Annotated in this window: 11 protein-coding genes; 6 read left to right on the top strand and 5 right to left on the bottom strand. The window is 42.0% G+C overall.

The genetic code is table 11. The annotated features are described in order from the left end of the window. Positions 1–103: 103 nt before the first annotated feature. The 3 genes from pmbA (at position 104) to CWC30_RS03025 (ending at position 4,354) form a co-directional block, all read left to right on the top strand. Positions 104–1,453, top strand: coding sequence for a metalloprotease PmbA (gene pmbA, locus CWC30_RS03035; RefSeq protein WP_138626388.1), 1,350 nt, complete (start codon positions 104–106; stop codon positions 1,451–1,453). 109 nt (positions 1,454–1,562) lie between these two features. Then, positions 1,563–2,042: a DciA family protein gene (locus CWC30_RS03030; protein WP_036955747.1), complete on the top strand. Its 480-nt coding sequence runs from the start codon at positions 1,563–1,565 to the stop codon at positions 2,040–2,042. A gap of 239 nt (positions 2,043–2,281) precedes the next feature. Next, positions 2,282–4,354, top strand: a complete 2,073-nt coding sequence (locus tag CWC30_RS03025; RefSeq protein WP_138626387.1) for a M13 family metallopeptidase — start codon at positions 2,282–2,284, stop codon at positions 4,352–4,354. An 84-nt stretch (positions 4,355–4,438) separates the two neighbouring features. On the opposite strand, the gene mutT is transcribed toward CWC30_RS03025, so the two are convergent. Next, the gene (gene mutT, locus CWC30_RS03020) at positions 4,439–4,837 is read right to left on the bottom strand and encodes an 8-oxo-dGTP diphosphatase MutT (RefSeq protein WP_138626386.1); all 399 of its coding nucleotides are present in this window, start codon (positions 4,835–4,837) and stop codon (positions 4,439–4,441) included. Between the two features lie 70 nt (positions 4,838–4,907). Then, positions 4,908–7,616 carry a preprotein translocase subunit SecA gene (gene secA, locus CWC30_RS03015; protein ID WP_036981064.1) on the bottom strand — a complete coding sequence of 903 codons (2,709 nt, stop codon included), beginning with the start codon at positions 7,614–7,616 and terminating at the stop codon, positions 4,908–4,910. Positions 7,617–8,232: 616 nt separating this feature from the next. Here secA and CWC30_RS03010 point away from each other — a divergent pair. Continuing rightward, a complete protein-coding gene (locus CWC30_RS03010) occupies positions 8,233–9,003 on the top strand; it encodes a Rossmann-fold NAD(P)-binding domain-containing protein (protein ID WP_069438804.1) in 771 nt (256 codons plus the stop codon). Here the strand turns inward: CWC30_RS03010 and hutH are convergent. From hutH to hutC, 3 genes are read right to left on the bottom strand one after another with little or no spacing between them, the layout of a single operon-like run. Next, complete coding sequence (hutH, locus tag CWC30_RS03005) at positions 9,000–10,532, bottom strand: histidine ammonia-lyase (protein ID WP_138626385.1); 1,533 nt, start codon at positions 10,530–10,532, stop codon at positions 9,000–9,002. The two genes, CWC30_RS03010 and hutH, sit on opposite strands and share 4 nt — an antisense overlap. Then, complete coding sequence (hutU, locus tag CWC30_RS03000; RefSeq protein WP_069438806.1) at positions 10,529–12,208, bottom strand: urocanate hydratase; 1,680 nt, start codon at positions 12,206–12,208, stop codon at positions 10,529–10,531. The genes hutH and hutU overlap by 4 nt, the downstream gene beginning before the upstream one ends. 22 nt (positions 12,209–12,230) lie before the next feature. After that, positions 12,231–12,959 carry a histidine utilization transcriptional repressor HutC gene (gene hutC / locus CWC30_RS02995; protein ID WP_138626384.1) on the bottom strand — a complete coding sequence of 243 codons (729 nt, stop codon included), beginning with the start codon at positions 12,957–12,959 and terminating at the stop codon, positions 12,231–12,233. Positions 12,960–13,069: 110 nt separating this feature from the next. On the opposite strand from hutC, the gene hutI reads away from it, so the two are divergent. Continuing rightward, the gene (hutI, locus tag CWC30_RS02990) at positions 13,070–14,317 is read left to right on the top strand and encodes an imidazolonepropionase (RefSeq protein WP_138626383.1); all 1,248 of its coding nucleotides are present in this window, start codon (positions 13,070–13,072) and stop codon (positions 14,315–14,317) included. A 59-nt stretch (positions 14,318–14,376) separates the two neighbouring features. Then, positions 14,377–16,101, top strand: coding sequence for a GGDEF domain-containing phosphodiesterase (locus CWC30_RS02985; RefSeq protein ID WP_138626400.1), 1,725 nt, complete (start codon positions 14,377–14,379; stop codon positions 16,099–16,101). Positions 16,102–16,107: the final 6 nt, after the last annotated feature.

The following is a 16,107-nucleotide window of genomic DNA, read 5'->3' as shown; positions in this document are numbered from 1 at the left end:
TTCTTTTAGTGATTAATATTAGCTGATGTGGTGCAGTGAGTGTGTTAGCATTTAAATATAAAAAATGTGTGCAACATGGCCTTCAGGGCTCAGGACAGAATTTATGAAAAGCCAACACCAAGATCCAATATATTCGCAAATTTCTCAAGTAAAAGATGCCGTTTCTGAAGTACTTGAACATGCTAAAAAGCTAGGCGCTACTGCTGCAGAAGCTGCTATGTCAAGCACATCAGGGCTATCGGTAAGTACGCGCATGGGCGAGGTAGAAACCATTGAGTTTAATCAAGACGGTGGTTTAGGCATTAGCGTGTATGTTGGTAATAACAAAGGCTCGGCATCAACGGCTGATTTAAATCCTAAAACATTACGTGCTGTGGTCGAAAAAGCCATCGATATTGCTAAATTCACCTCAGATGATCCGTGCAATGGTATTGCTGATAAAGAACTGCTTGAGTTTTCGCCTAAAGATTTAGATTTATTTCATCCTTGGGATGTAAGCCCTGAGCAAGGAATTGATTTGTGTCATGCAGCAGAGCAAGCCGCATTAAACGCCGATGAGCGAATTGTGAATTCAGATGGCGCGAGCTTTTCATCGCATCAAGGTTTGCGAGTGTATGGTAATAGCCATGGTTTAATTGCCGGCTTCCCTCGAACTCGTCACAGCATTAGCACTATGGTAATAGGCAAAGAGGGTGAGCATATGCAGCGCGACTCAGCCTACACGATTTCTCGCGATCAAGCAGGGTTAAAAGATGCAGCAAGTGTTGGACTTGAAGCCGCTGAAGAAACCCTAGCAAAACTAAACAGCCAAAAACTAGGCACCATGAAAGTGCCGGTTATTTTTAGAGCCGATATTGCTAATTCATTGTTTGGCCATTTGGTATCAGCAATTGGTGGTGGCGCACTGTATCGTAAATCCAGCTTTTTATTGGATAGCTTAGGCACGCAGGTATTTAGCAAAACCGTTAATATTTCAGAGCGTCCGCACTTACTTAAAGGCTTAGCATCATCGCCATTTGATAGCGAAGGAGTTAAAACTCTCGACAGAGAAATAATTCACGGCGGCGAGCTGCAAACGTATTTATTAGCAAGCTATGCGGCACGTAAAATGAACATGACCCCAACAGGGCACGCTGGCGGTATTCATAATTGGTTAGTAGAACAAACGCATCAAGATTTAACTGCATTATTAAAAACCATGGGTACGGGCTTATTAGTTACAGAATTGATGGGGCAGGGCGTGAATACCGTAACCGGTGACTACTCTCGCGGTGCGGCTGGTTTTTGGGTTGAAAATGGGAAAATACAATACCCAGTAAGCGAAATTACGATTGCTGGTAATTTAAAAGATATGTTCAAAGGTATTTCTGCTATAGGTGGCGATATAGAGCGACGTGGTGGTATTCAAACGGGCTCAGTGCTGATTGAGCAAATGCAAGTAGCAGGTGCTTAATACCCATCCGCAATAACATTTAATTCAGCGAATTGGTATACACCCACTTTGTTTGCTTAAATTAAGTTTAATTTAAGCAAACCTTCTTTTGATGTTTTTAAGGTGTGATATGGCTAAAGATAGATATGCGCCAAAACCGTTAACCGATATTATGGCTGGGCTGAACAATCGTTTAGCAGCTTATGCGGGAAAAAGCCAAGCACTTGATACACAGCAACAATTGTTGCGCGATTTCTTAGGCCCTAAGTTAGGTGAAAAGTGCCGAGTAAGTAATTACCGTGACGGCACCTTAATGATAGAAGCCGTTTCTGCACCTATTGCGCTTAGGCTAAATTATTTAAAAATGGACATGCAATCGCATTTTAGAGCCGCGGGTATGGCTGAGCTTGGGCAAATAAAAATTACCGCCAATCCACAGGCAACTCAACGGTTAAGCACCCGACCTAAAGTGGCTGATGGCAAACCAACAAACTCCCTTAAAATGAGTGAACAAACGGCTGATTATTTAAATGCGATCGCCGATTCTGCTCCACCGTCATTAAAAGAAAAGCTTCAACGCTTAGCTTTGCATGGTAAAAATAAGCCCTAATTAAATACCATTTAACACCTTACTCGGTTTGTTTTGCTGGCTTTAAAATACTTTGTTACATATTCGATTTTATTGTTATTTAAATCAGGTTTATGATGCCTAGTTAGTACTTCCTAAATTAGGTTGTAGCTGATGCGTATTTCATTAAGCAGATAATAGACTTCATCCTATTGTTGTTTTTTTGAGTTATCAAACCTTAATGAAATGCGTATTTATTCTAATTAATATACGGAATTCTTATGAAAAAAATAACAATGACTGCCGCCAGTATTGCATTGGCGTTAGGTTTGGTTGGTTGCGGCGAAAAGCCACAAGAAATGCAAGCAGAAGCAACAACAGTAACCGCACCGGTGGCAACCCCTGGTGCCTTAGGTGTTGATTTACAAAATATCGATGAAAGTGTTCGTGCACAGGATGATTTTTACTATCACGTAAACGGTAAATGGTTAGAAAAAACTGAAATCCCTAGCGATAAGTCAAACTATGGGTCGTTCTCACAGTTATATGATGAATCGCAAAAGGCAATGAAAACAGTACTAGAAAACGCCAGTACCAATAGCAGCGCAAAGCCAGGTTCGGATGAATATAAGATCGGCGCATTTTATACTAGCTACATGGCTGAAAATGCTCGTGAAGAGTTAGGGATGTTACCACTTGAGCCGGCTATTAAAAGCATTGATACAGTAAAAGATAAAGCCGCGTTGGTCACACTGATGGCACAGCTACAAGTTAAAGGCGGAGATCTTCCTTTTGGCTGGTATGTTAATAATGATGCTAAAAACTCAAGTGAAAATGCGCTTTATGCCTATCAAGCGGGACTTGGTTTACCTGACCGTGATTATTATTTAAAAGATGATGAAAAATTCACAAAAATTCGCGCGGCATATCAAACCTATATTACCGATATTTTAGCTAAAGCTGGCGTTAATAATGCCGCTGATGCAGCCAAAGCGATACTTGCCCTTGAAACGACACTTGCTGATGCACAGTGGAGTCGGGTACAAAGTCGTGATGCAACAAAATCATATAATAAAATGTCAGTAGCTGCAGCTAACGAGCTAATGGGTGAATTTGATTTAAGTGCTTACTTTGAGGCAGTTGGTGTTGATGCCGAAGAACTGATTGTGAGCCAACCGAGTTACTTTGAAAAATTTGCAGACATTTTCAAAAATACAGACTTATCGGTTTGGCAAAACTACTTAAAATTTCATTTTGTTAGTAATTACGCGCAGTTGCTAAATAAAGACTTAGTGGATTTAAAGTTTAATTTTTACAGCACCACGTTACGCGGTGTTGAAGAGCAAGCGCCACTTTGGAAGCAAGCCGTTGATGCTTCAAACAGTGTACTGGGTGAAATTTTGGGTAAAGTCTACGTTAAAGAAAACTTCCCGCCAGAAGCGAAAGCGCGCATGGAAGAATTAGTTGATAACGTGATTAAAGGCTATTCAGTGGCAATTGAAAACCTTGAGTGGATGAGCCCTGAAACAAAAGTTGCGGCGCAAGAAAAGCTGGATAAGTTTACGCCTAAAATTGGTTACCCAGATAAATGGAAAGATTATTCAGATTTAGCGATTAACCCCGATGAGCTAGTAGGTAACTATATTCGCTACAGTGAGTGGGCTTATGCAGATATGATTGCTAAATTAGGTAAGCCAGTTGATCGCTCTGAGTGGCATATGACGCCACAAACGGTGAATGCTTACTACAACCCAGTGAATAACGAAATAGTATTCCCTGCGGCGATTCTGCAGCCTCCTTTCTTTAATTTAGAAGCAGATGATGCGGTTAACTATGGTGCTATTGGTGCGGTTATTGGCCATGAGTTAGGCCATGGCTTTGATGACCAAGGTGCAAAATACGACGGTGATGGCAATTTACGTAATTGGTGGAGCGAGTCAGACCTTAAGCAGTTTGAACAGCGAAGTGCAGCCTTAGTTGCGCAGTATAATCAATATAAACCGTTTGAAGATGCCAGCGTTAATGGTGAGCTGACACTGGGTGAAAACATTGGTGATTTAGGCGGCTTAACCGTCGCTTATAAAGCGTATCAATTATCGCTGGGTGATTCTAAAGCGCCCATTATTGAAGGCTATACGGGCGACCAACGCTTCTTTATGGGCTGGTCGCAAATTTGGCGTCGTAAATACCGTGATGAGGCATTGCGCAATCGTTTAATGACCGATTCACATTCACCGAGTCATTATCGCGTAATTGGTATTTTGTCGAACATGCCGGAATTTTACCAAGCGTTTGATGTTAAAGAGGGCGATAAAATGTATATCAAGCCTGAAGATCGCGTAAAAATTTGGTAATTTAAGCTAAAATTAGCTTAAACTAATCGAAAAATAAAAAGCCAGTGAGCATGATGCTCACTGGCTTTTTAGTTACTTATATACTTAGCTATATTTCGTTTTTATGGCGCTGATAATCTCGACATTGGCTGCAGGAAAATCATAGTTATCAAGTTCGTCTATACTTACCCATTCGCTTGGTTGCCCTTCTGCGCCATGAGCTTGACCATTAAAGTTACTGACCACGTGCACATTAAGTCGTACGCATTTATCGCCATAGTCATGCTTTATAGTGACAAGTTCGCTTGAGCTATGAATAGTCAGTCCTACTTCTTCAAATAATTCGCGCTTCAGTGCTTGAAAAACACTTTCTCCGGCTTCAACTTTTCCGCCTGGAAATTCCCATAAGCCACCTTGGTGCTGTTCATCTGCACGTTTACAAATAAACACATTGTTATTTTTTTTAATTACACCCACAGCAACATTGATGATTACTTTAGTCATTACCTCTCCCTTAAATAGCATAAAAAAAGCGACGCAAGCGTCGCTTTTTATCTAACGTAACAAAGTGGTGTTATTTTAATTTACCACAACATTGTTTGTATTTTTGACCTGAACCACATGGACATGGATCGTTACGACCCACTTTTGGCTCGCTACGCGCCATAACCTGAGCGCTTTGTGGTGCTTCACCACCTACATGCTCTGCTTCTTCATGTTGATATTCGCGAGGGGCATTTTCACTTTTACGGTGTTGCTCTTCTACTTTTTCAACATCTTCTTCAGCGCGAACTTGCACTTTACTTAAAATACCGACGACATCGACTTTTAAGTTTTCTAGCATTTCAGAGAACAATTCAAACGACTCACGTTTGTACTCTTGCTTAGGGTTCTTTTGTGCATAACCACGTAAGTGAATACCTTGGCGTAAGTGATCCATTGCAGCAAGATGGTCTTTCCAATGTTGGTCAAGACTTTGAAGCATAATGGCTTTTTCAAACTGACGAAGTACAGAATCGCCAACCATTTCTTCTTTTTGCTTGTAAGCTTGTTCAACCGCTTCTTCAATACGCTCACGCAGTTTCTCTTCGTATAGTTTATTGTCATCAGCTAGCCATTGCGCGATAGGCAACTCAATTAAGAAATCTTGTTTTAAGCGTTCTTCAAGCCCTGGTATATCCCACATTTCAGCCAAGCTTTGTGGGGCAATGTATTGGTCAATCACACCCGCGAGCACATCACCACGGATAGCGGTAATCGTTTCTGAAATATCACCTTCTTCAAGCAATTCATTTCGTTGAGAGTAAACAACACGACGTTGGTCGTTTGCTACATCATCGTACTCAAGTAGCTGTTTACGCACATCAAAGTTACGTGCTTCTACTTTACGCTGAGCGTTTTCGATTGCGCGGTTAACCCATGGATGTTCAATCGCTTCACCGCGTTGCATACCTAGTTTACGCATCATGTTAGTCATGCGCTCACCGGCAAAAATACGCATTAACGCATCGTCCATAGATAGGTAAAAACGGCTAGAGCCGGCATCACCCTGACGACCAGCACGGCCACGTAATTGGTTATCAATACGACGTGATTCATGACGCTCAGTACCAATAATGTGTAAGCCGCCAGCATCAATTACCGCATCATGGCGAGTTTTCCATGCTGCTTTTATTTCAGCAATTTGTTCGTCAGTTGGGTTCTCAAGTTTTTCAACTTCGCTGTTCCAGTTACCACCAAGTACGATATCGGTACCACGACCGGCCATGTTAGTGGCAATCGTAACTGTACCAGGTAAGCCCGCATCAGAAACAATGTCTGCTTCTTGTGCGTGGAATTTAGCATTAAGTACATTGTGCTTAATTTTTTCTTTGCGTAAAAACTGCGATAAGTACTCAGAGCTTTCAATTGATATAGTACCTACAAGTACCGGCTGACCACGTTCTTGACAGTCTTTAATGTCTGCTAAAATCGCTTCGTACTTTTCTTCCTGCGTTAAGTAAACTAAATCAGCGCGATCATCGCGGATCATTGGTTTATTGGTTGGCATAACCACAGTGTCTAAACCGTAGATAGACTGAAACTCAAACGCTTCTGTGTCGGCTGTGCCTGTCATACCTGCTAGCGTTTCGTACAAGCGGAAGTAATTTTGGAACGTAATAGAAGCTAACGTTTGGTTCTCGTTTTGAATTTTCACACCTTCTTTTGCCTCTACAGCTTGGTGTAAACCTTCTGACCAACGACGTCCTTCCATAGAGCGACCTGTATGCTCATCAATAATGATGACTTCGTTTTCTTTAATAACGTAGTCAACATCTTTTTGGTAAAGCTTGTGCGCACGAAGAGCTGCATAAACGTGGCTAAGTAGCGTGATGTTCGCTGCTGAATACAGTGAGTCACCTTCTTCAATTAGGCCGCGCTCGGTAAGTAACTCTTCTACTTTTATTTGCCCACGCTCAGTAAGATGAACTTGCTTAGATTTTTCATCGATTGTGAAATCGCCATCACCTTCAATTCCTTCCTCGTCTTCTTTTTCTTGTAATTCAAGTAGAGGAACAATGGTATTAATTTCAGTGTATAGCTCAGAGCTATCTTCAGCGGGACCAGAAATAATCAGTGGCGTACGTGCTTCATCAATAAGGATTGAATCCACTTCATCCACTACAGCATAAAATAATGGGCGTTGTACGCGCTCATCAATACTAAATGCCATATTGTCACGCAGGTAATCAAAACCAAATTCGTTATTGGTACCGTAAGTGATGTCAGCTGCATAAGCTTGTTTTTTCTGTTGCGGCATCATGCCCGGAACATTACAGCCTACGGTTAACCCTAAAAATTCAAATAATGGGCGATTGGTTTCAGCATCACGTTTGGCCAAGTAGTCATTCACGGTAATGACATGAACACCTTTACCTGTTAAACCATTTAAATAAGCCGGCAGTGTCGCTGTGAGTGTTTTACCTTCACCGGTACGCATTTCTGCGATACGACCTTGGTGTAAAACCATACCACCTAATAACTGCACGTCGAAATGACGCATACCGTTTACACGTTTTGATGCTTCACGTACCACTGCAAATGCTTCTGGTAGAATATCGCCTAAGCTTTGTCCGTTATTGTAACGCTCTCTAAACTCGGCTGTTTTAGCTTTTAAATCTTCATCTGAAAGCGCTTCTAGCTGCGTTTCAAGTGCATTGATCAGTGCGACCGTCTTTCTTAGGTTTTTAATAGTGCGGTCATTGCGACTACCAAAAATCTTGGTAAATAAATTAGATATCATGATAAAACCGTTACAATGTGTTTTTTTGCTAGCCGTGCATCGGCTAACCCATTTTTTACAATTGATAATTAATGTATTCTTTAAATTAACCTTTAGGACACATTAATTAGCAATTTTGTATTAAGCTGCTTAAAAAGCACTGTTTATTACCTGCGCTACTATACCAGACTCTGCTAAACATCAAACTACCTCAATAAAAAGATCTTCATTTAAAACAGAAAAATGAGATCTCGCTCATAAAAATAGCGTTATGTAACGAAACTTGATTAAAACTGCAGATAAGCAGACCCTGAAGATATGGTGCTGAATAAATTAAAAACAAGAGCAAAGCGCTTAAATTTCACCCTTAAACGCCTTGTTAGCAGCCATCGTTTTTTAAAGCTTAAATTGAGCAATCGTTTTATATATTACTCTCGGTAAGTCACTTAAGTCATACGCTTTATCTACATGTAATGAATGGTTGCGGTATCATTAAAGAGATTACTAATTGCAAAAAAGCGTGTGTAAATATCTTCTGCAACCAGCGTTTGCTAATATTATTTTTAGTCGCATAAAGTTAATTATATTTTTTATCGCTATAAAACGCGTTGATTGAGTTTTAATAAGGGTAAATAAAGTGCAAACCAACAAAGATAATTTAGTCGTTCTTGGCGCTGGCTGGCTTGGCCAAGCCTTATGTATTGATGCACAAAAACAAGGTTGGCAAGTGCAGGGGACTCATCGAAGTGACACTCATCAATTTGATTTTGAACGTCAGTTTGTTTTACAAAACGGCGAGTTGCAGCACCAAGTGGATTTACAAAATGCGTATTGGGTCTGTGCAATCCCGCCTCGCAGTCGAGATAGTCAAAGTGATTATCCGCAAGTGCTTGAGCAGGCGTTAAAGCTGGCAACTGAGCTTAATTGCAAAGGTTTTTTATTGTGCTCATCGACTGGGGTATATGACCAAGAACCTGGCGTTTATAGTGAAAGCAGCGATATATCAGGCACTAACGAGCGACAAATAAAGCTGTATGACGCCGAAGAGCAAGTGCTTGAACAGCAAGGTAAAGTGCTTCGCTTAGCTGGATTGTTGGGGCCAAATAGAGAGCCTGGTCGTTTTGTGGCGGGTAAAGAACTCAATACCTCTAGTAAGCAAGTAGTGAATATGGTGCATCAACAAGATGTGATCAATGCTATTTATGCGGTCCTTAATAACTGGTCGCAAGGACAGAGCATTTATAATGTGGTGAACCCAGCGCACCCGACCAAAGAAGATTATTATGCACAAAAGTGTGAGCTGTATGGCACACAAATGCCAAGCTTTAGTAGTAATGAGGTCGCTGAGCGCAAAGTTATTGGCTCAGCGATAGAAGCACTGGGTTTTAGTTATCAGTATGGTATTTAATAAGAAGGTAAGGGGGAGTGGCTTATGAAGTCACACAATTTACCTTCATTTAGTAGCGTGTTGGCCGCTTCAATATCGGGAGCAAAATACCGGTCTTTGTCGTAATAGCTAACATGTTGGCGTAGCAGTGCTTTGGCACTTTCTACTTTATCACACGCGCGTAGTGGCGCTCTAAACTCAAGCCCTTGGGCAGCACTGAGCCATTCTATGGCCAGTACGCCTTGCGTATTATTAGCCATATCAACCAGTCGTCGTGCTGCAAACGTTGCCATAGAAACATGGTCTTCCTGATTTGCTGAAGTCGGTAAGCTATCTACCGAGGCAGGGTGTGCTAAGGATTTGTTCTCAGAGGCGAGAGCAGCTGCGGTGACTTGAGCAATCATAAATCCTGAATTTACCCCACCGTTTTTTACTAAAAATGGCGGCAATTTTGATAAATTAGAGTCAATCAGTAGGGCAATACGTCGCTCAGCTAAGGCGCCAATTTCGGCAATGGCAATTGCAAGGTTATCAGCGGCCATAGCAACGGGCTCAGCATGAAAGTTTCCACCTGAAATAATATCCCCCACATCGGCAAAAACGAGTGGGTTATCGGTTACCCCGTTTGATTCACACAGTAATACTTCGGCGGCTTGGCGTATTTGGGTTAAACACGCACCAAGTACTTGCGGTTGGCAGCGCAGGCAATAAGGGTCTTGTACTTTTTCACAATTAATATGTGAGTCACTAATTTGTGAGTGGGTGCTTAATAGCTCTCTAAATACGTGCGCGGTATCAATTTGCCCTTTTTGACCACGAACCTCATGAATACGAGCATCAAACGGTGCGCGACTGCCCATGGCGGCCTCAATACTTATAGAGCCAATAACACAGCTTTGTGCGTACAAATCTTCTGCTCTAAATAAGCCCTGCAGTGCGAATGCAGTAGAGGCCTGTGTGCCATTTAATAGTGCTAAGCCTTCTTTAGCAGCTAATGTCAGTGGCTCTAGCCCTGCAATTTTTAACCCCTGTTCTGCGCTTATTAGCTCTCCTTGGTAACGCATTTGCCCTTCACCTAATAAAGGCAAACACATATGCGCAAGCGGTGCTAAATCGCCCGATGCGCCCACGGAGCCCTTTTTAGGCACGCAAGGGTAAACTTCACTTTTAAGCAGCTGCATAAAAAACTCAAGCACAGCTAAGCGAATGCCAGAATAACCGCGCGATAAGGAGTTTATTTTTAGCGTGATCATCAACCTAACGGTGCTGTCATCCATTAACTCACCAATACCTGCGGCGTGTGAAAGCACGATACTGCGTTGTAATAGTTCGAGTTCATCGTCAGCGATTTTAGTATTGGCCAATAACCCAAAGCCAGTATTAATACCATATACAGTGCGATGTTCGTTTATCACGTTTTGTACTGTTTGGGCACTGGCTGCTATTTGCGCCTGTGCATCATTGGCCAGAGTTAAGTGTATGGCTGATTTGTTAATTTTTCTTAGCGTGTTTAAGTCAAGCTGACCCGGTTTGAGTGTATATGAAATCATGACTTGTCCTCATTAAGCATTGGTAAGTCTAGCTGCTGCTGTTGCGCACAGTTTTTTGCAATTTCATAACCCGCATCAGCATGGCGCATTACACCGGTCGCGGGATCGTTCCATAATACTCGAGCAAGACGCTGCTCTGCTTCATCGGTACCATCGGCAACAATCACTACGCCTGAGTGCTGGCTAAACCCCATGCCTACACCACCGCCATGATGAAGCGATACCCAAGTAGCACCGCCTGCGGTATTAAGCAGGGCATTTAATAGTGGCCAATCGGAGACCGCGTCGGAGCCATCTTTCATACTTTCAGTTTCACGGTTAGGACTGGCAACTGAGCCTGAGTCGAGATGATCTCGTCCAATAACTACCGGCGCTTTAAGCTCACCGCTTTTAACCATATCGTTAAAGGCAACAGCAAGGCGCGCTCTATCTTTTAAACCGACCCAACAAATACGTGCAGGCAAGCCTTGAAATTGAATTCGCTCACGCGCCATATCAAGCCAATTATGCAAATGCTTATCATCAGGAATTAGCTCTTTTACTTTTGCGTCTGTTTTGTAAATATCTTCAGGATCGCCAGATAGTGCTACCCACCTAAACGGACCAATCCCTTCACAAAATAATGGACGAATATAAGCAGGCACAAATCCAGGGAAATCAAATGCATTTGCTACGCCTTCTTCGAGCGCCATTTGGCGAATATTATTGCCATAGTCAGTAGTTGCTGCGCCCGCATCTTGCAGTGCCAACATCGCTGTTACTTGAACAGCCATTGACTGTTTGGCCGCTTTGACTACTGCTTGTGGATTATCGATTCGCATTTTTTCTGCATGCTCCATACTCCAACCTTGTGGTAGGTAGCCGTTAAGCGGATCATGGGCTGAGGTTTGATCGGTGACTATATCGGGAGTAATACCACTTTTTACTAAGGTACTAAAAACATCAGCCGCGTTACCGAGTAAACCCACAGAAAGCGCTTCACCTTTGACACAGGCATCGGTTATTAATTTTAATGCATGCTCAAGATCTGTCGCTTTTACATCGACGTACCCTGTTTTTATTCGAAAATCGATACGGCTTTCATCACATTCCACCACTAAGGCACTAAAGCCAGCCATGGTTGCAGCTAATGGTTGTGCACCGCCCATTCCTCCCAGGCCACCTGTTAACACCCACTTACCTTTGGCATCGCCTGAGAAATGTTGTTTTGCCATAGCTACAAAGGTTTCGTAAGTGCCTTGAACAATTCCTTGAGAACCAATATAAATCCAAGAGCCAGCGGTCATTTGGCCGTACATCATCAAGCCTTTCTTATCTAACTCGTTAAAGTGTTCCCAGTTAGCCCAGTGCGGAACAAGGTTAGAATTTGCAATTAATACCCGCGGTGCATTGCTATGAGTTTTAAATACCCCCACTGGTTTACCTGATTGCACCAATAAGGTTTCGTCATCTTCAAGGCGCTCAAGCGTCTCAATTATTTTGTCATAGCTTGGCCAATCACGGGCTGCACGGCCAATCCCGCCGTACACCACCAAAGCTTGAGGGTGCTCGGCAACATCAGGGTCTAAATTATTCATTAGCATGCGTTTAGCTGCTTCGGTTTGCCAGCTTTTAGTAGATATTTGATTACCATGCTGTGCGCGTATTTCACGTTGTGTGTCCAGTCGATGATCCATTGTTCACTCCTGTTAAATAGTGTTAAGCGTTATGGGCTTTATTATTGTTTTTAAATGTTAATTGTCCGCCCAAGCGGTACTTACTACCCGGCGATATAAGTCGTGCAAAGCTAACAATCCCGTTAACCGACCAAGTGCGGCGTATTACTTGTAAGCATGGCTCTTCGTTATACAGGTTAAGCCATTGGCACATTTCACTGCTTGGTGTAATAGCCTCTACGGTGTGCCTTGCTTGTGTTAAAGGGGCAACCGTTGATAGGTATTCGTGTGGGGTGAGAGCGGTAAAATCTTGTTGTAAATAATTCTTGGCAAGTAACGGGTTTACAAAGCGTTCTTCAACTTGCAAGGGACTGTCGTTTTCGTTATGAATAATGACACTTCTATACACCACACTATCTACCTCAACACCTAAAGCAATAGCAATTGGCGCCACGGCATTGATTGATTCCAACACCTGTACTGTGCAGCTGTAGTTTCCGTTTCGCTCTTTGACTTCATGTGCAATGTTTTTTATTTCGAGTAATGATGATTGCGACTTAAAGCTTGCGACAAAAGTACCCAGCCCTTGGCTACGGGTTAAAATGCCTGTATCAGTTAGCTCACTTAACGCTCGACGTGCGGTCATTCTACTTACCGCAAACTGCTTTGCCAGTTCATTTTCTGAGGGCACGCGTTGGTTTTCAAGCCAAAGCCCACTACGTATTTTGTCCACAATAAACTGTTTTATTTGTGTAAATTTAGGTGTTGGCATAGACGCTTTTGATGTATTAAAAATAAACAATACTTAATAAGATGGCATAATTACCTTGTATATACAAGATGTGTTGTTAAACTTGTTTGAACATTATCGCGGAGAAACTTATGCAAGCCACAGAATCTACAGAACAGTTAAATGATATCGATTTATTGCTCACAGATGCCAACATTGCCACTATGGATAGCAATATTGATGCGCCTTATGGGGCAATAGAAAATGCGGCGCTAGCTATTAAAAATGGCAAAATAGTGTGGCTAGGTAAGCAAGCTGACTTACCTAATTTTGATGTGTTAGCCACCCCGATATTAAGTGTAAAAGGGCAATGGTTAACCCCTGGCTTAATTGATTGCCATACACATTTAGTGTTTGCCGGTTCTCGTGCGCAAGAGTTTGAGCAGCGTTTGCAGGGCGTGAGCTATCAGCAAATAGCCGCGCAGGGCGGGGGAATAGCAAGTACAGTTAAAGCAACCCGAGAGGCTGACCACGAACAGTTATTCGTAGCAACAAAAGAGCGTTTAAATGCATTGTTAGCTGAAGGGGTGACAACGGTTGAAATTAAGTCAGGATATGGGCTTGATATAGACAATGAGAAAAAAATATTGGAGGTGGCTAGGCTGTTAAATCAACATCATCCTATTGACGTGGTTAACACCTTTTTAGGGGCGCATGCACTACCTTTGGAGTTTAAAAACCGCAGTGATGATTACATAGATTTAGTATGCAATGAAATGCTAAGCACGCTTGTTGAACATGACCTAGTGGATGCAGTTGACGTATTTTGTGAAGACATTGGCTTTAGCTACGCACAAACTCAACGCGTATTTGATGCAGCTAAAAAACAGGGTTTGGCAATCAAGTGTCATGCCGAGCAATTATCAAATCAACACGGTGCAGCGCTGGTAGCACAATACAATGGCCTGTCGGCTGATCATTTAGAATACCTTGATGAAACAGGCGTTAAAGCTATGGCAAACGCAGGCACTGTGGCGGTATTACTGCCTGGGGCTTTTTATTTTTTAAAAGAAACGAAATACCCACCAATTGAACTGTTAAATAAATACAAAGTACCCATTGCGATCGCCAGTGACTTTAATCCCGGCACATCACCCTTATGTTCGTTGCAATTAATGATGAATATGGCCTGTACCTTATTTAATTTCACCCCAGAGCAGGCATTAACTGGCGTAACAGCACATGCGGCTCGTGCTTTAGGTTTTACTGATAGAGGGGTGTTAAAAGTTGGCGCTCGCGCAGATATAGCTCATTGGCAAATTGACCATCCTGCACAATTAAGTTATCAGTTTGGGGTAAATAAACTGTTAAATCTATGGATATTGGGTAAACTTAGCTAGTTTGTATAAAATTAACTCTTAAACCTATGTTTTATTTAATGTCAGTGAGTACGTCAGCTATGGATGGAACGTTATTGAGCTACATCAATTTAGCTATTTTTTTAAGTGGTGCACTTTTAATGGCAATGGTTGCCACGCTATTAACCGTTAAAAGTAACGTAATGAGACTCAGCTTTGTATGTACTGGGCTCATTGGCTTCGCTATGGTGAGTAGCGCAATACCCTGGCTCGCTATTTTACTAGCGCTTGGTTTTGGTTTTAATTTATATCAAGCGAAGTTACAAAAGCAAAAAAAACCATTTCTTATCAGTGCCTGTGCAAGCGCATTACTTGCTTTATTGTTAATAGGGTATCTCTTTTTTACGCTGCATTTAGCGTGGTTGCTCATGGCTATTTTACTGCTCTCAGTCAGTGGTTTTTTAGCTGATAATGAGCCTAAAACTACTGCGCCTTTAAAGCCACAAACCGAGCCTGAGGTGTATGTTGAAAACTCACCCTTAGCCAGCTTCCCCGATAAACAACAGTTACGTCAAAAGTATAATGAGCTTACTGATGAAGGTCCATTCAGAGCCGCACTTATTGTATTAAGGCTAGAGGGGTTTGCGCAGGTAAATCAACATATTGGACGAGATTTTGGTGACTTATTGTTGTCGCAGTCGGCAAATCGAATAAAAGACTTACTAGACAGTGATGAAGTGTTGTTCCTTGCTCCGCACGCTAAATTAGCGCATTTAGGCGGGTTAAATTTCGCGTTTATTTGTGTTCTACAAAGCCATAATCATTTACATCAACAGCTTATCAAGCAAATTATTGGCGCTACATTAAAGCCCTTTAACGTGGCAAATTGCACTATTGAAGTAAAGGTAAGAGCCAGTTATGTTCATTGCGATCAACAAAGTACGAACTTTGATGATTTAATTAGTCATGCTTACTTGGCACTTGATAGTCAGCCAAGCAAACAAATAGTGGCTTATCATCAACAAATGACGGTTGAGCATTTAGAGCAACAAGCGCGATTAACAGAGCTTGCGAATATCAGCTTTGCTGATGAGTTTGAGCTGTTTTTTCAACCCGTTATTCGCAACGGCGATGGCCAAATTGAATTTTTAGAATTGTTATTGCGTTGGCAACACCCCACGCAAGGCACCTTATCGGCAAGCCGATTTATAAATGATATTAGAATTGCAGGGCTTGGTTATTCACTGGCTACCTTTGTTATAGAGCGTGCTGGCGAATTAGCCATGGCACTTCGTATGGAAGGGATGTCGGTGCCTTTGAGTGTTAATTTATTTGGCCCAGAAATGCTCAATGAAGAGTTTGTTGATTTTGTTTACGGAGTAATTGGTGAGCATCAACTAAGACCAGGCGATTTAATTATTGAATGTCCGCTTCATGTTTTTACCAGCCTAGATGATAAAGGCAGAGCCATGATCGCAAGGCTTAACAGTTTAGGTTTAAAAGTATGCGTTGATGGCTTGGGAGATAACCCCGTATTACTATCTAAATTACCAAGTTTAGCGGTGGAGTATATTAAGGTATCTCCGGCCTTAACTGCTGACTTTAGTAATCAAAATAATATACGCAGCTTAGTAAGCGGCATGGTAGAAATGCATAATCAGCAACAAACAAAAGTGATTTTTGAAGGTGTTGAAACACTGGACCAACTTAAATTTGTGAAAAGTTTGAAAGCTTATGCCTCACAAGGCTACTACTTCGGACACCCTTTAAGTAGCTTAGGGTTAATGAGTTGGTTTAAACAGTGGTTACAGGCACAAGAAGACTAGGGAAGA

This window comes from Pseudoalteromonas sp. S4741, assembly GCF_005886135.1.
GTDB classification, from domain to species: Bacteria; Pseudomonadota; Gammaproteobacteria; order Enterobacterales; family Alteromonadaceae; genus Pseudoalteromonas; species Pseudoalteromonas tetraodonis.
The sequence above is the reverse complement of the archived record's forward strand: the minus strand, read 5'-3'. Positions and strand labels throughout refer to the sequence as shown.